Annotated in this window: 17 protein-coding genes; 1 reads left to right on the top strand and 16 read right to left on the bottom strand. The window is 69.9% G+C overall.

Translation table 11 applies throughout. From position 1 onward, the window contains the following. Nucleotides 1-30: 30 nt before the first annotated feature. The 14 genes from OG219_RS47885 to OG219_RS47950 form a co-directional block, all read right to left on the bottom strand. Nucleotides 31-1545, bottom strand: a complete 1515-nt coding sequence (locus OG219_RS47885; RefSeq protein ID WP_266838113.1) for an MFS transporter — start codon at nucleotides 1543-1545, stop codon at nucleotides 31-33. 211 nt (nucleotides 1546-1756) lie between these two features. Then, nucleotides 1757-3238, bottom strand: coding sequence for a DUF6851 domain-containing protein (locus OG219_RS47890; protein WP_266838115.1), 1482 nt, complete (start codon nucleotides 3236-3238; stop codon nucleotides 1757-1759). A gap of 145 nt (nucleotides 3239-3383) precedes the next feature. After that, nucleotides 3384-4523, bottom strand: coding sequence for a flavodoxin-dependent (E)-4-hydroxy-3-methylbut-2-enyl-diphosphate synthase (gene ispG, locus OG219_RS47895; protein WP_266838116.1), 1140 nt, complete (start codon nucleotides 4521-4523; stop codon nucleotides 3384-3386). Nucleotides 4524-4537: 14 nt separating this feature from the next. Next, nucleotides 4538-6379, bottom strand: a complete 1842-nt coding sequence (locus OG219_RS47900) for a 1-deoxy-D-xylulose-5-phosphate synthase (protein ID WP_266838117.1) — start codon at nucleotides 6377-6379, stop codon at nucleotides 4538-4540. An 86-nt stretch (nucleotides 6380-6465) separates the two neighbouring features. Next, nucleotides 6466-7374, bottom strand: a complete 909-nt coding sequence (locus tag OG219_RS47905) for an aromatic prenyltransferase (RefSeq protein WP_266838119.1) — start codon at nucleotides 7372-7374, stop codon at nucleotides 6466-6468. Nucleotides 7375-7413: 39 nt separating this feature from the next. Then, nucleotides 7414-7833 (bottom strand): hypothetical protein, encoded by a 420-nt coding sequence (locus tag OG219_RS47910; protein WP_266838121.1) that lies wholly within the window; start codon nucleotides 7831-7833, stop codon nucleotides 7414-7416. A 157-nt stretch (nucleotides 7834-7990) separates the two neighbouring features. Further along, nucleotides 7991-8905 carry an aromatic prenyltransferase gene (locus OG219_RS47915; RefSeq protein WP_266838123.1) on the bottom strand — a complete coding sequence of 305 codons (915 nt, stop codon included), beginning with the start codon at nucleotides 8903-8905 and terminating at the stop codon, nucleotides 7991-7993. A gap of 14 nt (nucleotides 8906-8919) precedes the next feature. Further along, a complete protein-coding gene (locus OG219_RS47920; RefSeq protein WP_266838125.1) occupies nucleotides 8920-9573 on the bottom strand; it encodes an undecaprenyl diphosphate synthase family protein in 654 nt (217 codons plus the stop codon). Between the two features lie 31 nt (nucleotides 9574-9604). Next, the gene (locus OG219_RS47925; protein ID WP_266838196.1) at nucleotides 9605-10615 is read right to left on the bottom strand and encodes a methyltransferase; all 1011 of its coding nucleotides are present in this window, start codon (nucleotides 10613-10615) and stop codon (nucleotides 9605-9607) included. 121 nt (nucleotides 10616-10736) lie between these two features. Further along, entirely contained in the window at nucleotides 10737-12335 is a 1599-nt protein-coding gene (locus OG219_RS47930; protein WP_266838127.1) for a class I adenylate-forming enzyme family protein, read from the bottom strand. 96 nt (nucleotides 12336-12431) lie between these two features. Further along, nucleotides 12432-13589 carry a DegT/DnrJ/EryC1/StrS aminotransferase family protein gene (locus tag OG219_RS47935; protein ID WP_266838129.1) on the bottom strand — a complete coding sequence of 386 codons (1158 nt, stop codon included), beginning with the start codon at nucleotides 13587-13589 and terminating at the stop codon, nucleotides 12432-12434. A gap of 4 nt (nucleotides 13590-13593) precedes the next feature. Further along, complete coding sequence (locus tag OG219_RS47940; RefSeq protein WP_266838131.1) at nucleotides 13594-14133, bottom strand: cupin domain-containing protein; 540 nt, start codon at nucleotides 14131-14133, stop codon at nucleotides 13594-13596. Nucleotides 14134-14199: 66 nt separating this feature from the next. Further along, a complete protein-coding gene (locus tag OG219_RS47945; protein ID WP_323183378.1) occupies nucleotides 14200-15216 on the bottom strand; it encodes a type III polyketide synthase in 1017 nt (338 codons plus the stop codon). Between the two features lie 112 nt (nucleotides 15217-15328). After that, nucleotides 15329-16093 (bottom strand): AraC family transcriptional regulator, encoded by a 765-nt coding sequence (locus tag OG219_RS47950; RefSeq protein WP_266838135.1) that lies wholly within the window; start codon nucleotides 16091-16093, stop codon nucleotides 15329-15331. Between the two features lie 505 nt (nucleotides 16094-16598). On the opposite strand from OG219_RS47950, the gene OG219_RS47955 reads away from it, so the two are divergent. Next, nucleotides 16599-17918, top strand: coding sequence for a multidrug effflux MFS transporter (locus OG219_RS47955; protein ID WP_266838137.1), 1320 nt, complete (start codon nucleotides 16599-16601; stop codon nucleotides 17916-17918). Between the two features lie 67 nt (nucleotides 17919-17985). On the opposite strand, the gene OG219_RS47960 is transcribed toward OG219_RS47955, so the two are convergent. Together OG219_RS47960 and OG219_RS47965 are read right to left on the bottom strand one after the other, a co-directional pair. Then, nucleotides 17986-18345 carry a DUF3099 domain-containing protein gene (locus tag OG219_RS47960; protein WP_266838139.1) on the bottom strand — a complete coding sequence of 120 codons (360 nt, stop codon included), beginning with the start codon at nucleotides 18343-18345 and terminating at the stop codon, nucleotides 17986-17988. Between the two features lie 143 nt (nucleotides 18346-18488). Next, nucleotides 18489-20249 carry a ubiquinol-cytochrome c reductase cytochrome b subunit gene (locus OG219_RS47965; protein ID WP_266838141.1) on the bottom strand — a complete coding sequence of 587 codons (1761 nt, stop codon included), beginning with the start codon at nucleotides 20247-20249 and terminating at the stop codon, nucleotides 18489-18491. Nucleotides 20250-20325 lie beyond the last annotated feature (76 nt).

A 20325-nucleotide genomic window follows, 5' to 3' on the forward strand; every position in this document is an offset into this window, starting at 1 on the left:
CCCGGCCGCCTGCGGTCCGGGGGACGCCCGTCAGGACAGGGCCGCTTCGCTCTGCTCGGACGGCTGGGCGGGTGCGTGCGCGGGCCCGGGCAGCGGGCCGGGGCGCAGCACCAGGGCGGCGATGACGGCGCCGGCGGCGAAGATGGCGGTGCACCACCAGAACACCGTGATGTAGCCGTCGATCGAGGCGAGGCCGAGCTGCTCGGGGGTCGGCTGCCCTTCCGCGTGGCCGGCCAGCCAGCCGGCCGCGGCGGTGGAGGCGATCGTGTTGAGCAGTGCGGTGCCGATGGCGCCGCCGAGCTGCTGGCCGGTGTTGACGCACGCCGAGGCGATGCCCGCGTCCTGGGGTGCCACGTTGGAGGTGCCGGTGCCCAGGGCCGCGGAGTAGACCAGGCCGAGGCCGACGCCGACCACCATGAGCGGGCCGAGCAGGTGCGAGGCATAGCCCGAGTCCACGCCGATCCTGGTCAGCCAGGCCATGCCGGCGGCGCTGATGACCATGCCGGCGGTGATGAGCGGCCTGGGACCGTGGTGCGGCAGCAGTTTGGCGGCGCCGGCGCCGGCCGCCACGGTGGTGCACACGATCATCGGCAGCAGTGCGACGCCCGACTTGATCGCCGAGAAGCCGAGGTTGATCTGCATGAAGTAGATGAGGAAGAGCATGATGCCGAACATGCCGACCCCGCTCACCAGCACGGTGAGGTACGCGCCGGCGCGGTTGCGGTCGAGGACGATCCGGGGCGGTACCAGCGGGTGCGGGGCGCGCGTCTGCCAGTACGCGAAGGCGAGCAGCAGTACGGCGGCGGCCGCGAGGACACCCCATGTCGAGGGTGTGCTCCAGCTGTCGTCCGCGGCGTTGGAGAACCCGTAGACCACGCCGAACATGCCGGCCGATGCCAGGATCACACCGGGGATGTCCATCTGCGCGACCGTCTTGGGCTGCTTCTGGATCAGCAGCAGGCCCCCGACGACGGCGGCCGCGGCGAAGAACAGGTTGACGTACATGCACCACCGCCAGTCCAGGCCGGAGGTGAGCGCGCCGCCGATGATCAGCCCCAGGCCCGCGCTGGTGGCCGCGACCCCGCTGAAGATGCCGAAGGCCTTGCCCTTCTCCTTCGGGTCGGTGAACGTGGTGGCCAGCAGGGCCAGGCAGGACGGCGCCAGCATCGCGGCGAACGCGCCCTGGAAGGCGCGGGCCGTCACCAGCATTCCGAAGCTGCTCGCGGCGCCGCCGACGGCGGAGGCGACCGCGAAGCCGCCCACCCCGAGGAGGAAGCTCTCCTTGCGGCCGATCAGGTCGGACAGCCGCCCGCAGAACAGCAGCAGGCCGCCGAAGGGCAGCGCGTACGCGGTCACGATCCACTGCCGGTCGGCGTCGGTGAAGCCGAGGTCCTCCTGCGCGGACGGCAGGGCGAGGTTCATCACGGTCAGGTCCAGGCCCACCATGAGGTAGGCGGTGCAGATGACGGCAAGGACCAGCCATCGCCTGGGGTCAGCGGCTGCCTGCGAGCTCGGCCCGGGTGCAGGGGCTGCCTGTGTTGCCATGAAGAACATCTCCCATCGAAAGAAATCTCGAGCGAAAGCACTCGAGGCGTCACCCATATGACGATCACGGCGGCCGTCCTGTGACATGCCGGCCGCGTCGCAGGGGCAGCACCGCCAAACGCGCCCCCCGCTGACCCCCGTGGTGGGTCTTCCCGGTCTGGGCCGGGCGCGGCGGCGGGCTGGGGGGCGGTGCCCGCCGCCGGTGGGAGGGTCAGTCCTCGACGTCGCCCTTGATGTGCCGCTGCACGAAGTCGTAGGCGCGGTCGCCGAACTGGGTGCCGAACTCCAGGGACCGCTCGGACGTCTCCTTGAAGTGCAGGCCCGCCCACACCCGGCTCGAGGCGCAGTCCTGCTCGAAGTCGGTCCAGGTGGCGTAGTGCAGTTCGAGGGCCTGGGCGGGGACGGCCCCGGGCTCCGTCATCGTCGAGCCGGCGTCGACGGCGTGCGTCCAGCCGAGGACGTCGTCGCCGAGGAAGCGCCTGGCCGCCTGTGCCTCGGCGGCTATGACCGCGGTGGAGCCGCACGGGTAGTCGGGGTGGTTCGCCACCGGCAGGTAGCCGGTCCATTCGTCGGCGGGCAGGTCCTCGACCGTGCCCTTGCCGGGTCCGCCCCAGGCGGTCACGTGGCGGTCGCCGTAGACGTGCCGGACCGCGCTGAACGGCCGGACGGCGTCGTAGGCGCGCTTGTGGTGCCAGGCGGCGATCAGGCTGTCGAGCTTGGCGACGGAGCTCGCGAAGAGCAGGTGGACCCAGTCGTCCAGGTCCAGGTCCGCGTTGTGCGCGAGGGCCGCGTGCTTGGTCGACTGGAGGATGCCCAGGTAGGCGTTGTCGAAGAACTCCGCCTTGACCTTCTGCTCGTCGGTCAGTCCGGCCGACGCCGCCAGGATCTCGTCCACCGAGCGCTGGTAGGCGCGGTGGTCGGTGTGGTCGGTGTGGTCGGGCGGGGTGAGCTTGAACTCGCGCGCGTCCTGGAAGGTGTGGGCCGTGACCTGCCCCAGGTACGGGGTGAGGAACTGCTGGACGGCGAAGACGCCCTTGTCGCCGTGGCCGCCGTCGAGGCGGCGGGGGTGCGGTCCCAGCGCCGGCTGCCAGCGCGAGGGGTCGGCCAGTTCGTAGGCGGTGTTCACGGGCCGGTAGCCGGTGTAGTCGCCGAACTGCCCGCCGTGGTACTTGCGGCCCTCGTCGCCGAGGAAGTTCATCCCGTCCCGCACCCGGGCCTCGATGACGGCCCTGCCGGTGATGTTGCCGATGCCGACCGCGGTGGCCGGGTCCACCGAGGCGTCGTCGGCGTTCAGGCCGACCATGCCCAGCACCTGCCGCATCACCGCGTCCCGGTCCGGGTACAGGGCGCGCACCACCTGGTTCGCGGCGTGCAGGGCGGCGATGTTCTTGTTCCGGTTGGTGGCGGACTCACCGGCGGGACGGCGCCCGATCCGGGAGTGCACGCCGACCGCGGTCGGATGGTAGGGCGCCAGCGCGTCGAACCACGCGGTCTGCAGGACGTCCTCGATCCAGACGATGAGGGGGATGTCCGCGGGCGCGATGGACTGCGTCCTGCCGGAGGCGTCGCCCGCCTTGCCGAGCAGGTCCCGGTAGAAGTTGCCGTTGTCGAGGTCGAAGCCGCCCGGCGCCGCGGCCGCCGAAGCGGCGGGCCGGTCGGCGGCCGAGACCGGAGAGGGTCCGGACGTCGTCATGGTGGTGTTCCTTCAGTCTCTTTACGGGGGTGCGCGTCCAAGTCCAGCAACCACCAGCTAAGAACAGCACAAGCGGTCTGTCAATATCAAACCGCATGCGCTGTTTTTATTCTGTCCTGGACTTCGAGCGGCTTAAGAACCTCTGTCATGCCGCTTCGGCGAGCGGGTCGATGCCCATCTCCTCGGCGAGGCGCATGGCCTCTTCGATCAGCGTCTCGACGATCTGCGACTCGGGCACGGTCTTGACGACCTCTCCCCTGACGAAGATCTGGCCCTTGCCGTTGCCGGACGCCACGCCCAGATCGGCTTCGCGGGCTTCGCCGGGCCCGTTGACCACACACCCCATGACCGCCACCCGCAGCGGAGCGGGGAAGCCCTCCAGGGCGGCGTTGACCTCGTCGGCCAGCTTGTACACATCCACCTGGGCCCGCCCGCACGACGGACAGGAGACGATCTCCAGCCCCCGCTCGCACAGGCCGAGCGACTCCAGGATCTTGATGCCGACCTTGACCTCCTCCACCGGCGAGGCGGACAGGGAGACCCGGATGGTGTCGCCGATGCCCTGGGACAGCAGCGCGCCGAAGGCCACCGCGGACTTGACGGTGCCCTGGAAGGCGGGCCCGGCCTCGGTGACGCCGAGGTGCAGGGGGTAGTCGCACTGGGCGGCCAGCTGCCGGTAGGCCTCGATCATCACGACCGGGTCGTTGTGCTTGACGGAGATCTTGATGTCCCGGAAGCCGTGCTCCTCGAAGAGGGACGCCTCCCACAGCGCGGACTCGACCAGCGCCTCCGGAGTGGCCTTGCCGTACTTGGCGAGCAGCCGCTTGTCGAGCGAGCCGGCGTTGACGCCGATCCGGATGGGGGTGCCGGTGGCGGAGGCGGCCTGGGCGATCTCCCCGACCCGGTCGTCGAACTTCTTGATGTTGCCGGGGTTGACGCGTACGGCCGCGCAGCCGGCCTCGATCGCCGCGAAGACGTACTTGGGCTGGAAGTGGATGTCGGCGATGACCGGGATCATCGACTTGCGGGCTATCTGCGGCAGGGCGTCGGCGTCGTCCTGGGAGGGCACGGCGACGCGGACGATCTGGCAGCCGGCGGCGGTGAGTTCGGCGATCTGCTGCAGGGTCGCGTTGACGTCGGACGTCACCGTGGTGGTCATCGACTGCACCGATACGGGGTGGTCCCCGCCCACGCCGACGGCTCCCACCGAGAACGAACGGGAGCGTCGCCGCGTCGTGATCGCCCGCTGGGGGAACTTCGGTATGCCTAGATCGACGTTCGGCACGAGCAGGTCTCCTCTCAGGCGTGCAGGGGCATGGTCCGGTCGTCGCCGTGGACGGCGACGGAACTCTGGACGAGATGGGTGAGGGTGCGGGCGAGATCCTGGGCGTTGAGCCCGGTGTCGGCCAGGATCTCGGACCGGCCGGCGTGCTCCAGGAACTCCTGGGGGATGCCGAAGGTCCGCACCGGGGTGGCGATGCCGGCGTCGCGCAGCAGCCGGGCGACCGCGTCGCCGACGGCGCCCACCCGGCCGTTGTCCTCGACGACGGCCACCAGGCGGTGCCAGCGGGCCGCGTCGGCGAGAGCGGGGTCCAGGGGCGCGGCCCACCGGGGGTCGACCACCGTGACGCCCAGGCCCTGGGCGGAGATCAGGCGTCCGGCGTCCACGCACACGGGGGCCATCGCGCCGACGCCGATGAGCAGGACGTCCTCGACGCCGTAGTCGGTGTGCTCCAGGCCGGCGGAGCGGGACAGCACGTCCATGCCGCCGAGCTTGCCGACGGCCTCGAGGTCCGCGGCCGCCGTGCCCTTCGGGTACCGCAGGGCCGTGGGCGCGTCGGACACGTCCACCGCCTCGCGGAGCAGTTCCCGCAGCCGGGCCCCGTCGCGCGGGGCGGCGATGCGCAGCCCCGGCACCATGTGGAGGAGCGACAGGTCCCACATGCCGTTGTGGCTGGGCCCGTCGCTGCCCGTGACGCCCGCCCGGTCCAGGACGAAGGTGACCGGCAGCCGGTGCAGCGCGACGTCCAGCAGGACCTGGTCGAAGGCGCGGTTGAGGAAGGTGGCGTACACCGCCACCACCGGGTGGAGTCCGCCGAGCGCGAGGCCGGCCGCGGACGTCACCGCGTGCTGCTCGGCGATGCCGACGTCGAAGACGCGGTCGGGGTGGGCCTCGGCGAACTCGGTGAGCCCGGTGGGGTGCAGCATGGCCGCCGTGAGGGCCACGACGTCGCAGCGCTCGGTGCCGATCTTCGCCAGCTCGGAGCCGAACACCTCCGTCCAGGAGGCGGCGCCGGCGGGCTTCGACTCGCCGGTCACCGGGTCGAAGGCGCCGACGCCGTGGAAGCAGTCCTGCGCGTGGTTCTCCGCGGGGGCGTAGCCGTGGCCCTTCTTCGTGACGCAGTGCACGACCACCGGGCGTCCCAGGGCGCGGGCCGCGCCGAGGGTCTCCTCCAGGACGCGGGTGTCGTGTCCGTCCACCGGCCCGATGTAGGCGAGGCCGAGGCTTTCGAACAGCGCCTGCGGGGAGCACGCCGTGTCCTGGCCGCCGGAGCCGAGCCTCAGCGACGCCAGATGGCTGGCGAAGCCGCCGACGGTCGGGGAGTAGGACCGGCCGTTGTCGTTGAGCACGATCACCACCGGCAGGTCCTGGCACCCGGCGATGTTGTTCAGCGCCTCCCAGGCCATGCCGCCGGTGACCGCGCCGTCCCCGATGACCGCGACGACACTGCCGCCGACACCCTGGAGCTGCCTGGCCCGGGCCAGCCCGTCGGCGTAGGAGAGCGCGGTCGAGGCATGGGAGTTCTCGATGACGTCGTGCTCGGACTCGGCCTGGCTGGGATATCCGGACAGGCCGCCGCGCTGGCGCAGTCTGTCGAATCCGGCGCGGCGCCCGGTCAGCAGCTTGTGGACGTAGGTCTGGTGGCCGGTGTCGAAGAGCAGCCGGTCCTGCGGGGACTCGAACACCCGGTGCAGCGCCAGGGTCAGCTCGACGATCCCGAGGTTCGAGCCGACATGGCCGCCCGTCCTGGACACCGCGGCCACCAGGAAATCGCGGATCTCTGCCGCGAGTTCCGGCAGCTGCGAAGAGTCCAGCCTCCGCACGTCTTCTGGACTTTTGATCTTCTCAAGAAGGCCCATGAACGTCTCCTCAGCGGGGATTGATCCGAAACGGTAGGTGTTCTGGCTGATGAATCTCTGCGTGGGTGAACGGAGTTGCGCGGACGCTACCGGCCGGATTCGGACACGCTCGTGTGCATGTGGTTCACCAGCCGGGGCCGCCACTGGTAGTACGACTGGATCTTGTAGTACTCCCCGTCCTTCTGGGAGGTCGCGGCGTAGACGGCCTTGGGGCTGTCGGCGCCGTACGGAACGGTCTTCAGGAAGTGCTCGATCTCCGGCTCGACCCGGTCCAGGAGTGTCCTGGGGTCCGGGGAGATCGCGGCGTAGCAGAAACGCTCGATCCGCGGGGAGTCCCAGCTCAGCGTGGTGTAGAAGCCGAACGACTGGCGGGCGAAGTTGAGCAGTTGCTCGCTGGGCTCCGGCATGCCGAGCTCACCGAGCATCGACTTGACGGCCTCCGGCTCGGTGCATGCGTCCACCTCGCCGAAGTACACGTTCACCGTCCGGTGCGCGAAGTCGATCCCGAGCAGGGTGACGTTCTCGTCCAGGCCGTGGCGGGCGAAGAAGCCGAGGTTCTCGGCCAGGCTGCGCGGCATGGACGGAACGTCGGCGAGCTTCGACAGACTCTGCATCCGGTTCCCGGGGAAGCACGACCAGGTCTTCTGGAAGCCGCCCACGACCCCGAAATCGATGCCGTAGGTTTCGACGGGGAACCGTTGCGCGATGTCCGCGAGCAGGCTGCCGACGGGGTGGTCCGTCTTTTCCGCCAGGCCCTTCGACAGAGCGAGGGCATAGGGGTCGACGTCGCCCGGAAGCATCATCAGGTGACAGTTGAGCTCTCCCGCGTGACGCTTGTCCGTCGCTCCCCTGAAGAGGATCGCGGCCTGCGGGAGCATGTCCTCGAAGGCGGTCAGGATGGGCCAGACATTGTCCCGCGAGTAGGTCACCTCCAGCAGGCCGGCTGTTTTCTCGATGGCCGAGTAGAGCCTTTCCGCGGCGTTTTCGGCGGACATTCATCCTCCATGCGTCGATCTGGGAAATCTGTGGTGGGCCTATGCATCCAGCCAGCGCTGGATGGTGGGGGCGAAGGTGTCGACGAGCTGATCCACCGACGCCGAGGCGATCGGCTCCATCCGCATCACGTAGCGCAGCATGATCACGCCCACGATCTGCGTCACCACCGCGTTGAGAGCGAGCCGCGGCGCCTTCACCACCTCTCCCACCCGCACGACGAGCAGGGCGGAGAAGTGGTCACGCAGCTGTGCCGCGCCCGCGTCGCTGGTGGTCGCGGCCCGGATCTTCTCCAGGAGCTGCGGCCTGAGCCGGGGGTTCTCCCAGGCCGTCAGGGACATCCGGAAGAGGCGTTCGCCGAGCTGTTCGCGCGGCCCGGCGAGGGCCTCCTCGAAAAGTGTGTTCGCGTACGCGGCCAGGTTCTCCGGGCTCGCGTTCCGCGCCTGGGCGGCCGCGGACATGTGTCCTCCGTAGGTCGGTGTCGGCGCCGGCGGCCGACGGGCAGGGCCGGGAAAGCCAACGGGGCTCCCGTGCCGCCGGGCCGGGGCGTCGCACGCCCCGCCCGGCGGCACGGGAGCCCCGTGCGTCCTGCGGCTGTCGTCTCCGCTCCTGGCGCCGCTACCCCGGTGTCCCGGGGGCCTGCGTGAGGAGCTTCTGCTGCAGCGCCGCGAGCTGGTAGTAGGAGCAGATCTCGAGGAACTCCTCGCCGCGCATCCATTTGACGGCGAACATGTTGACCTGCTCGCCGTCGTACACGCGCGGGGCGATGCGCGCGAACTTCTCTATGTGCGGCCCGATGCGGCCGGGGATCGCCGACGGGTCCAGTCCGCGGACCGGCGGCGGGGCGAAGGCGATCCGGATGACCTGCGGAGAGTCCCAGCCGAGGGTGACATTGGTCCGCAGCGACCGGTGGGCGTACTCCAGCACCCGCTCCTGCGGGTCCGGCATCCCGAGGTCGCTCAGCAGCGCGCGGATGGTGCTCGGCGCGGGCCGGCCGTCAGGGCCGAAGTGGAAGTACAGGCTCACTGTCCGGTGCCGGTAGTCGACCCCGATCATCGCCACCCGGTCCAGGCCGTGGCGGGCGAAGAGGTCCGCGTTCGCGGCCACGGCGGGCGGTATCGACGGGAGGGCGGCGAGTTCCGCCACCGTCTTCATGTCGTCCGGGAAGTGCGCGTAGATCTTCTTGAAGCCGCCGCAGACACCGGCGTCGACGAAGTGCTCCTTGACGGCCCAGCGCTCCTGGACGTCCGAGAGCACGGAGGAGACGGGGTGGGCCGTCGCGGCGACGAGTCCCTTCGACAGCGCGTGGGCATACGGTTCACCGATCGTCGCCGGCACCGTGAAGCTGTAGTCGAGCTCCCCCGCGTGGCGGTCGCCGGCCTGCGCGCCGAAAACGATCATTGCTTCCGGGAGGGCGTCCCCGAAGGCGTCCAGAACCGGCCAGACCTTCTCGCGTGCGCAGGTCGCACCCACCAGCTGGGCCGATTCCTCGATGGCCGCGTACACCTTCTCGATTTCGGCGGTCCTGGACATGGGTCCGTGGTCGTTCATGCCGGGTAGCCGCCGAATCGCCGGTCCCGTGCCCGCAGGTCCTCGAGGGCGGCGGAGAGATCGGCTCGCGTCATGTCGGGGAACAGGACCGGGGAGAAGTACAGCTCCGCGTAGGGGGACGTCAGCGGGAAGAAGGACGACATACGGGTCGCGCCGCCGGTGCGGATGAGGTAGTCGACCTGCGTGGGCACATACGCGTGGGCGGCGAGGATGTCCTCGGTCAGGGCCGGGATCCTCCCGTTGAGCTTGTTGAAGATGCCGATCACCTCATGGGTGAGGGACATCCCCAGGATGTAGTGGAAAGTGAACCCCGACTCCTTGTTCGATTTGTCCCGCAGTGCCTCCAACTCGGTGAGGTACTCGTCGGACACGAGGTCGAGCGACCCGGAGAAGTCGAAGGCGATGTCGGGGTGGCAGCGCCGCACCAGATCGGTGAACGCCTCCATGAACGTGGTCACCGCAGCTTCGGGACGGCTGTGGTTCGCGGCGGAGGAGGCCGTGATGTAGAGGGTCGTGACGCCCTCCTCCTTGGCCCAGGCGATGACCTCGATCAGTTTGTCCGCCATCGCCGCGTAACCGTCGTCGAGGGAGACGCCGTTCGCCTTGGACCAGCGGCGCATGCCGTCCGGCAGCAGCATCAGGGTGGTCACCGTGATCTCCTTTCGTTGGGGGTCCGGTCGCTCACGCGACCTTCGTCGCGGACAGGAGGGCCTGTACGGGGATGACGTCCGGCGGGATCTCGGCGGCGTCCTTGGTGATCGCCTTCGTCACCTTGAAGCCCGCCTCCTCCAGCAGGTGCTGATAGACCGTCAGCTTCTGCGGGCCGCCCTGGCCCATGGCGGCGCCGATGAAGAAGGCCGGGAAGAAGTCGACGTTGTAGTTGTCGGTCTCCTTGATGTCCTCGGGATACACCGGCACCAGGATGTTGACCTGCCCGCCGATCTCCAGCGACTTGTTGACGCCGGTGAGGATCCGGAGCACGTCGTCCTTGTCGAACATGTCCAGGAAGTGCTTGATCAGCACGACGTCGAAGCCCTTGGGGATCACGTCGAAGACGTTGCCGCCGATGAAGGAGAGGTGCTCGTCCAGGCCCTGGGCCCGGAAGTTGGCCAGCGCCTCGGCCTCCTTGTCCGGCAGGTCGAAGGTGGTCACCCTCAGCCCGGGAGAGGTCTTGTGCCGGTAGGTGTGGATCGCCCCGAGGCCGGTGTTGCCGGCGAGGTCGAGCACCTGGGCGCCGGAGGGGACATCGATGTTGTCGAAGAACCAGGGATCGATGTTGGCGGTGACGGAGTTCATCAGCCGGAGCCAGGAGTCGTTCAGGTCGTCGTGGTCGGCCACGGCGTCGTAGAGGGTGCCCTCGGCGCCGTACAGCTCCTTCAGGCCGACGATCGTGCCGGTCCGTGCGCTCTCGGTGAGGTAGAACAGCTGCCGCAGTGCCGTGACCTTGATCAGGTTCATATAGGCGAGGGCACGGTTCAGGTCGCTCTCGGCGACGTCCGCGAGCGCGTCGAGGCGGTAGCCGCCGGTCTCCTCGTCGTAGGCGATGAACCCCTCCTTGACCAGCAGGAAGAGGAGCTGTTCCACGGCGTCCGGCTTGGCGCCGACGGCATCGCCGAGCTCGGCGGCGGTCTGGCCCGGGGTGGCCCGGAGCCGGTCGACGATGCCGAGTTCGAAAACAGACACCAGGGTCATGAACCGTGAGGGCCCGACCATGTATTCGCGAAATCGCGCAAGCGTGGCGTCCGACGTCATTGCAGTGGTCCCTTTCGAGTGGGGGTGGATTCCCTCGGGCGTTGCGGCCGGCCCGGCACGCCTACGCCGGCTCCTGGAGCGGCGCCCGGAGCGGCTCCTTGAACCGGCGGGCCAGCGCGAGCCGCTGCACCTTCAGCGTCGCGGTCCGGGGCAGTTCGGCCTGCGGAATCTGGACGGGGTCGGCCAGCTGGGGGAAGCCGGCGACGGCCGCGCGCCAGCGCTCCCGGTCCAGCGGCTCGTCGTCGACGGTGCAGATCACCGGGACCGGCTCGGAGTTCGGTCCCTGCACCACGACCAGTTCGCTCAGTTCGCTCAGCTTGCCCAGCACGACGTCCTCGATCTCCAGGGAGCTGCGCACCCCGGGGATCATGTCGACCTCCCGGTCGAGCATGTGCAGACAGCCGAACCGGGTGCGGTAACCGACGTCCCCGGTGCGCCACCAGTCGCCGTCGCGGTTGGTGTCGTAGCGCTCCTGCTCGCCGAAGTAGGTCTTCGCCAGGCCGTCCCAGGCGACCTCGATGTAGCCGGGGGTCGTCTCGGACGGCGGCCGGCCCTCCCGGCCCACCACGCGGATCCGCGCGGCGCCCTTGGGCATGGCCCAGCCGACGCAGCGGCCGTTCGCCTTGTGGGCGGAATGGCGGAAGTAGGCGCGGCCGACGGCCGGGCCGACCTCGCTCTGCCCGTAGATCTGGAAGAACAGGGCGCCCCGCCGGTGGGACGCCTTGAGCAGCTTGCTCATCGTCCCGGGGTGGATCGCGTCGAACGTGCTGCTGAAGACCTTCACCGTGCCGAACGGCGCCCGCGGGTCCTCGGCGAGACCCTCCCACTCCATCAGCGAGTTGGGGAGCGCCTCGACGAACGCCGGCCGGTGCTCGATGAACTGCTCGGCGACGTCGGCGGGATCCGTCTCCCGCATGAGCAGGACCGGGTATTCCTTGAGCAGGGCCAGGGACATGGCCGCGACCATCCGCGAGTGCACGAAGGGCACGTTGATCGCGACGGTCTCCTTCTTCCGCATCAGGGAGAGCAGCCGCCACTGCGGTACGAGGCGGATGCCCTGGGTGCGGGGCGTGTGCACCACGAGCTTGGGAATGCCGGTGGTGCCGGACGTGTGGGTGATGACGGCGGCCTCGTCGATCGGCCGGACCACCGGCTTGACCCGCGGCGATCCGGCGAGAGCGGCGAGAGCGAGAGCGCCCGGCCGGTCGCCGGCCGAGGTGATCACCCGCCGGGTCAGGTCGGCGAGCGGCACCTCGGCGAGGAGGTCGAACTTGACCCCGTCGGTGAGCAGGGTCGGCCGGCCGACGCGCTCCAGCAGGACGCCCACGGTCGTGGGGTCCAGGGCCGGCGACAGGTTCACGACGACCCCGCCGATACGGGACACCGCGGCGGCGAGCATCCAGTGGTCGGCGTTGGCAGTCTTGTACAGCACGACGCGCTCGTCGGGCCGCACCCCGGCCGCCCACAGGCGGCCCGCCAGGTCGTCGACGTGCTCGGCGTACTGAGCCACCGTCAGACTCCGCCCCGCCTCGGGCAGGACGTCCAGGTCGTGGTCGAGAGTGATCGGCGTCGACGGGTTCACGGCCGCGGCCATCTCCGGCAGCAGGCCGATGTGAAGACCGCGCTTCTGTATCGATTTGTAGGCTGTGGAGCCCTTCATGGGCAGCTTCTCCTTCGGGGGCACGCTGCTGCGAGGTCGACGCCCATCTGGGGTCGTCGGAGCCGTGCGGGTGACTCCTCGGTGGCCGTAACTGCGCTACGCGGCGCGCCCGACGGGCCTCGCGTGGGTGCGCACCGCGGTGCGCACCGCGTCCACGACACGCTCGACCTGGTCCATGGTCAGCTCGGCGTGCATGGGGATGCCGAGGTTGCGCCGGAAGAGATCCGCCGAGACCGGGCACACCTGCTTCGCCTCGAACGCGGGCTGCAGATGGCTCGCCCACGTGCCGTGCAGGCAGCCGATGCCCCGGGCCCGCAGGTCGGTGGCGACCGCCGCGCGGTCCACCCGCGGATCCAGCGTCACCAGGTAGGACTGCCAGGCGTGGGTACGGTCCAGCGGCACGTGCGGCACCGTCAGGAGCTCCTCGTCGGCGAAGAGTTCGGCGTACCGCGCGGCGACCGCACGCCGCCGCTCCAGCAGCTCCTCGATCCGGCCCAGCTGCACCTGCAGGATCGCCGCGGCGATGTCGGACAGCTTGAAGTTGTAGCCGATCTCGGTGAACTCCGGGATCGGCAGGCCGATGATCTGCGCCTGGTCGTAGATGCTGCCGATACCGAACGACGACCGCTGCCGCGCGTCCGCCCCGATGGCCGGGTCGACGGCGATCAGGGCCCCGCCCTCACCACTGGTCGCGCCCTTGCGACCGTGGAAGGACAGACAGGCCGCCTCGGCGAGCGCACCCGCCTCGCGCCCCTGGTACGTGGCGCCCACCGCGCAGGCGGCGTCCTCGACCAGGAACAGTCCACGGCGGTCCGCGATCGCCTGCAGCTCGGTGTAGTCCGCGGGCAGGCCGACCGTGTCGACGGCGATGATGCCGACGGTGCGCGGACCGACCAGATCCGCCACCGCCTGCGGGTCCACCGTGCCGGTGTCGGCGCGCACGTCGGCGAAGACCGGGGTCGCGCCCACGTACCGCACCGCATGGGCGGGTGCCGGGAACGTGTAGTCGGCGACGATCACCTCGTCGCCCGGCCTGACGCCGAACGCGAGCATCGCCAGATGGAGGGCGGCGCCGCAGTTGCTCACCGCGACCGCGTCGCCGGCCCCGTAGCGTTCCTTCAGCTGGGCCTCGAGCGCCTTGCCCCGGGGGCCCTGGCCGGCCGGCCAGCCCGAGGCGAACACCTCGGCGACGGCGGCCAGTTCCTGCTCCCCCAGGCTCGCGAACACCAGGGGAATCCTGTCCGGCGTGGTCATGTCGCTACACCTCGCCCTCTGCGGCCGGCCGGGGCACGAAGCTCATCGGCGTGATCTGGCTGACGTCGTAGCGCTGCCGCATCGCCTCCACCGACTCGGGGTCCACCGCCCGGCCACTCGACCAGATCTGCGTGATCTCCTCGAAGTAGCGCTCGTGCTCGGGAGAGGGATAGCTCTGGAACAGCATGGTCGTCGGCTTGTCCGTGGGGTTGCGGAACGCGTGCGGCGTTCCCGGCGGGACGAACATGCAACTGCCCGCGCCCACCCGCACGACCCGGTCTCCTGCCGCGGACTCCCAGTGGTGCCAGGTGTCGCCGGTACGCTCGGTCGGCTCGAAGCAGAGGAGCTCCAGCTCGCCCTCGAGAACGTAGAAGAACTCCTGCGACTCGTTGTGGACGTGCGCCCCGACGTCGAACCCGGGCGGAACGACGACTTCGAAGATGGATATGGAGGAGCCCTGCTCCTTGGTGGCCTTGAATGTCACCTCCTGCGCCTTGGTGACCAGCTTTCGCCCCTCGCCGGCGGGGGTGATCAGGCTACTCATGCGATTCGCTTCCTTTGTCCGTGCGAAATCCTGCTCGGGGGAGGATCCCGAAGCGCCCGTCGGAGCTCAGTCGAGGGGCTGCGGTCCGTCGGCGCTCCAGCTGCCCAGCGCCATCTCGGCGGTGATACCGGGGCCGAAGCCCGCGATCAGCCCGGTGGCGCCGGCGGCCGGGGCGGCCTCTTCGAAGAGGCGGCGGGCCGCGTCGAACACGACCGCGCTGGCGATGTTCCCGTACTCGGTCAGGGTCGCCCAGCTGTGCCGGAACACCTGGCGGTCGACGTCGAGGAACTTGGCGAGGTCGTCCAGGATCCGCGGACCGCCGGCGTGCACGATGTAGAAATCGAGGCTGCCGATGTCCCAGCTGTGGTCCTTGGCGAACTCCCGCAGCACCGGGGCCAGCGGCTCCATCGTGCCGGGCACCCGGCGGTCCAGCTGGAAGTGGAAGCCGGTGTCCTTGACCGCGTAGGAGATCCAGTCCTCGGTGTGCGGGATGAGGTAGGAGGCGTTGCGCTCCAGCTCGATGCCGACTCCGCCGTTGCCGCGCACCACGGCGGCCGCGACCGCGTCGCCGAACAGCCCGTCGGACAGCAGGGAACCGATGTCGTCCGCGTCGGGCTGGTAGCACAGCGAGCACAGCTCGCAGCTGACGATCAGGACGTTGCTGGCGGGGTGGGCCAGGCAGAAGTCGTGTGCACGGTTGACCGCCGCGCCGCCCGCCGCGCACCCCAGCTGGGCGATGGGTATCTGCCGGGTGTCCGGCCTGAAGCCCATCTTGTTGATCAGCCATGCGGTCAGCGACGGCATCATGAAGCCGGTGCACGACACGTAGATGATCGCGTCGATGTCACGCGCCGACACATCGGCGTTCTTCAGGGCCTCTTCGATGACCGGCGGGGTCCACTTCTTGGACTCGGCCTCATAGATGCGGTTGCGTTCCGTCAGGCCCGGGTGCCGAAGTGTTTTCTCGATGGGCTGGACGATATGCCGCTTCAGTACTCCGGTGTTCCGGATCAGCCGGAGCGCCAAGGGAAGCTGCGGTTTTCCCGCATGGGCTTTCTCGGCGAACTCGAGAGTCTCTTCCATCGTGATGATGTGTTCCGGCGCGCTCACCGCGGGCTTGCATAGCCTTGGCATATCTGGGCTCTACTTTCTCTGGAGTCTGCCTTCTGTACGGGACGGGTCTTTTGCGCAGCGGTCAGGCCGCCAGCGGCTGCGGGTCGATGCCCGGCAGGGCGGAGAGGACCGGCGGACAGGTCCAGTCCGGCGGGCACAGAGTGATGTCGAGACGGTGCGCCGTGTCGGCCCCCACCCGCACCGGGCCCACGGTGGCCATCAGCAGGGCGAGTTCCGGATCGGCGGTGCTGCCGCCACGGCTGCCCTGGGCCACCGCGTGGATGTACCAGGTGCCCTGGGGGACGCGGGCCAGCGTGAAGCGGCCCGGCGCGGACGTGCTGCTCCAGGACACCGGGGCGCCCTGGAGGATCGGGCTGTCGAAGGCGCCGACGTAGATGGGCGAGAGCGCGGCCTCGGCGGTGCGCAGCGCCCCCGTCACGGACCCGGCGCACCGGCCGGCCGGCGCCGGCACGGACGCGGCCGGCGCCGCTGCGTCCGTCGCGGGCTCCCCCGTGTCGTCGCGGGCTGCCAGCGACAACTTCCGGTACTGCGTGGGCGAGAGGCCGACCGACTCGGTGAACCGGCGGGTGAAACTCCCCGTGCTGCTGTATCCGACCTGCGCCGAGACGTCGGCGACATTGAGCGAGGTGCTCAGCAGCAGGCGCTTGGCCTCCTGGAGCCGTACCGCACTCAGGAACCGTCCCGGGGTGACACCGGTGACCCGGCTGAACACGCGCAGGAAGTGGAACTTGCTGACCATCGCGCTCCGCGCGAGCTCGTCGAGGTTCAGCGGCTCCCCGTAGCGTTCGCGGATCGTGGTGACGGCATGCTGCACGAGGTGCTCCATGAAGGGCTCCTGATGGCGGTCATTTGGCCGGTGGGCCGCTGATGGGCGGCAGGGGCGGGCGTCACCCTGGTCCGGTGCGGTGGTGGACGTCCCCGTCGATGCGCGGTGCGGCGGACGGCTGCGACCGGTGGGCTGTCCCACGGGCCGTCACACCCGGTCCCGCCCACGTGAGTTGATGAACTCGGCGCTCAACCCGCCCTCGTGCAACGGATATTGGGCAGGGGAGGCGTGCCGAAATAGTGACACGGTTGGCATCTCCGCGCCAAGGGCCGTCCTAAAGGAGCCGGGCTCACTCGAGGAAGGCCCAAGTGATGCACTGGCGGACCGATAGCGGAAATCCCCTCGAATTCCACCGCGGTGATCTCGTCGATGGCGTTCGACTCCAGCAGATCACAGGCCTGTCGGCGGATAGGGGAAAAACCGGCGCCACCCGTTGTCTGCCGTTTCTGTAGGGCCCTGCTGCAAGCATCGGCCAAGTCACATAACGACAGGATGCGGAGGGCGCATGTCTCAGCATGCCGAGGAGGCCGTTGCCGGCAGCAAACGGTCGCAGGGAGCGCTGTCCGCGGCGAGGGGCAGACCCGGCGGGGCCCCCGGGGACAAGGCTCCGCGCCGGACCGGGCTCCTGGTCACCTTCATCCTCGGCGCCCTCGCAGCGGTGCCGCCGATGTCGATGGACATGTATCTGCCGGCCCTCCCGGAGGTCACCCGCACCCTGGGCTCGACCGCCACGGCCGTCCAGCTGACCCTGACCGCCTGCCTCACCGGCATGGCACTGGGGCAGCTCGTGGTCGGCCCGATGAGCGACCGGTGGGGGCGGCGCAGGCCACTGCTGACCGGGCTGGTCGTCTATATCGTCGCCGCCACGATCTGCGCCTTCGCACCCACCGCCGAGGTGCTCATCGCCTTCCGGCTGCTGCAGGGCCTGGCCGGATCCGCCGGGATCGTCATCGCCCGGGCCGTGGTCCGCGACCTCTACGACGGCCTGGCCATGGCCCGGTTCTTCTCCACGCTGCTGCTGATATCCAGCATCGCTCCGATCGCCGCACCCGTCATCGGCGGACAGGTCCTGCACCTCACCGACTGGCGGGGCATCTTCCTCGTCCTCGCCGCGATCGGCGTCGCGCTCACCGTGCTCGTCTGGCGCCGGCTGCCGGAGACCCTGCCGTCCGAGAGGCGGCAGAGCGGCGGAGTGCGCCAAGCCCTGTGGATCATGCGGGGGCTGTTCGCCGACCGGGTCTTCTCCGGGTACCTGCTGGTGAACGGCTTCGCCTACGGAGCGCTGTTCTCCTACATCGCCGCGTCGCCGTTCGTGATCCAGGAGGTCTACGGGGCGTCCCCGCAGACCTTCTCGCTGCTCTTCGGCCTCAACTCGTTCGGTCTGATGATCGTCGGCCAGATCAACGGCAAGATCCTCGTCGGCCGGGTCAGCCTGGACAAGGCGCTCGGGTGCGGACTGGCGATGCTCGTGCTCGCCGGGGCGGGGCTGCTGCTGGTGACGGGAGGCGCCCTCGGCGACCTCCGTACGGTTCCGCTCGCGGCCTGCCTGTTCGTCATGATCTCCGCGCTGGGCCTGATCCTGCCCAACACCAACGCGCTCGCCATGATGCGCACCCCGCACGCCGCGGGCAGCGCCTCCGCGCTGGTCGGCACGTCCTGCTTCGTCATGGGGGCCATCGCCTCGTCGGTCGTCGGGTTCGCGGGGAAGACGACGGCGGTGCCGATGGCCGTGGTCCAGCTGGGCAGCGCGCTGGCCGCGATGCTCTGCTTCCTGCTCGTGTGCCGTCCCTGGCAGAACAGGGCCACGGAGAAGACGGAGCGCTGAGCACACGCCACGGCCGAGCCCGGTCCGCGCTGCGGACCGGGCTCGGCCGTGGTGTGTCCCGCGGAGGTCAGCCCGCCGTGTTCCGTTCCGGCGGCAGGACCAGGGTGGGTTCGAGGACCACGCGGGCAGCGGGCTGCTCATCGGCGGGGCGGGCCAACTCGGCGCGCACGCCCCGCTGTTGGCGCCATCCGGCCTGGGCGACGACGACGGCGACGTAGGGGATGACGACCCCGCCGGCCAGGGCGCAGACGGCGACGGCGGGCCAGCGGTTCCAGGTGACGGCCATCAGGACCACGCAGGCGCTGCGCACCAGCATGGCCACGATGTAGCGGCGCTGGCGGCCGCGCAGATCCTGCGTCAGGCCGGTGCGTGCCCGGGTGATGGACTCGGCCCGGGGTCCGTCCCGGTGCCATGGCGTGCGGTTCATCGGGCCTCCGTGGATGCTCGGCCGTTCAAGGCGCCGGGTGCGGTGACGGCCGGCGGTGGAACGGCGGCGGCGCGGGTGACCGTCCCCCGATCACCCGCGCCGCCGTATCCGGCCCGGTCCTCCTGCGTCGTGCCGCCGCCGGGTCAGCGCACTTCCTGGTCCGGCTCCCGTCCCTCGACGGCGGCGGATTCCAGGTGCCCGTTGGACAGGGCGTGTCCGTCGGACGAGGCGTGTCCGTCGGGCGAGGCGTGTCCGTTGGGCGAGTGGTGTCCGTTGGGCGAGTGGTGTTCCAGGGCGTGCCGCAGTTCCGCACGGGTCGGCCGCGCGATCTGGCCGCCGTGCAGCCAGCGGCTGAGCCGGTGGCGCAGCATCTCCTTGCGGGCGTTCGGGTTCGGCACGCCGTCGTCGTCGGCCGTGGCGGGGGCCGGCAGGATCTCGGGGGGCTGCCGGGACAGCAGGGTGTACGCCTGGTCGCGGTCCAGGGGTGCGTGGACCTCGACGAACTCGCCGTGCGGCAGCCGCTTGATGCGGCCGGTCTCGCGGCCGTGCAGGAGCTTGTCGCGGTCCCGCAGCTGCAGGCCGAGGCAGATCCGCCGGGTGATGACGTACGTCAGCGCCGGGACGGCGAACACCCCGATCCGGACGGTCCAGGTGATCGCGTTCAGGGACAGGTGGAAGCGCTCGGCCAGCAGGTCGTTGGCGCCGCCGAAGAACAGCACCAGATACAGGGAGACGAAGGCGCAGGCGAACGCGGTGCGGGCGGGCGCCTCGCGGGGCCGGTCCAGGAGGTGGTGTTCGCGCTTGTCGCCGGTGACCCAGGCCTCCAGGAACGGCCACAGGGCGAACACGGCCATCATGACGGTGGGCAGGACGACGGCCGGCAGCAGGACGCCCATGTTGACGGTGTAGCCGCCCGGGACGACGAACTCCCAGGCGGGCATGGCCCGCAGGGCGCCTTCCAGGAAGCCCATGTACCAGTCGGGCTGGGAGCCCTGGGAGATCTGGTCGGCACGGTAGGGGCCGTAGGTCCACACGGGGTTGATCTGGGCGATGCCGGCCAGCAGCGCGAGGACGCCGAAGACGAGGAAGAAGAACCCGCCGGCCTTGGCCGTGTACACCGGCATCAGGGGCTGGCCGACGACGTTGTTCTCGGTGCGGCCCGGGCCCCGGAACTGGGTGTGCTTGTGGTAGAAGACGTAGATCAGGTGGACGGTGACCAGAGCCAGCACGATGCCCGGGATCAGCAGGATGTGGAAGCTGTAGAACCGGGGGATGACGTCGTGCCCCGGGTATTCGCCGCCGAACAAAAACAGCGTCAGATAGGTGCCGACCACCGGGATGGCGAGCGTGACGCCCTCGGCGATGCGCAGGCCGGTGCCGGAGAGCAGGTCGTCGGGGAGCGAGTACCCGACGAAGCCTTCCAGGGTGACCAGCACCAGCAGCGTGAAGCCGATCAGCCAGTTGACCTCGCGCGGCCTGCGGAACGATCCGGTGAGGAAGTGCCGCAGCGTGTGGATCATCAGCGCGGCGATCATGATCAGGGCCGACCAGTGGTGCAGCTGGCGGATGAGCAGGCCGCCGCGGACATCGAAGCTGATGCGGAGGGTGGAGGCGTAGGCCTGGGACATCGGGATGCCGTGCATCGGCTCGTGCGATCCGTTGTAGACGGTCTCGGTCATGCTCGGGTCGAAGAACATGGTGAGCCACACGCCGGTGATGATCAGCACGATGAAGCTGTAGAGCGCTATCTCACCGAACATGAACGTCCAGTGGTCCGGAAAGACCTTCCGGACCAGAAAACGGAATTGGTAGATCCCCAGCCGCCCGTCCGCCCAGTCGGCGATGCGTTCGCCCCTGGGCGGTACGGTGCGCGCACTCTGTGGCGCCTTTTCGGTCGTGCTCATATCCGCGCGCCCTCCCCTCGCCGCTCGGTCGTCACAGGCAGACCCGGGCCGGCCGGTGGGCGGTCGGTGACGGGGT

The organism is Streptomyces sp. NBC_00038, from assembly GCF_026343635.1.
Classification (GTDB): domain Bacteria; phylum Actinomycetota; class Actinomycetes; order Streptomycetales; family Streptomycetaceae; genus Streptomyces.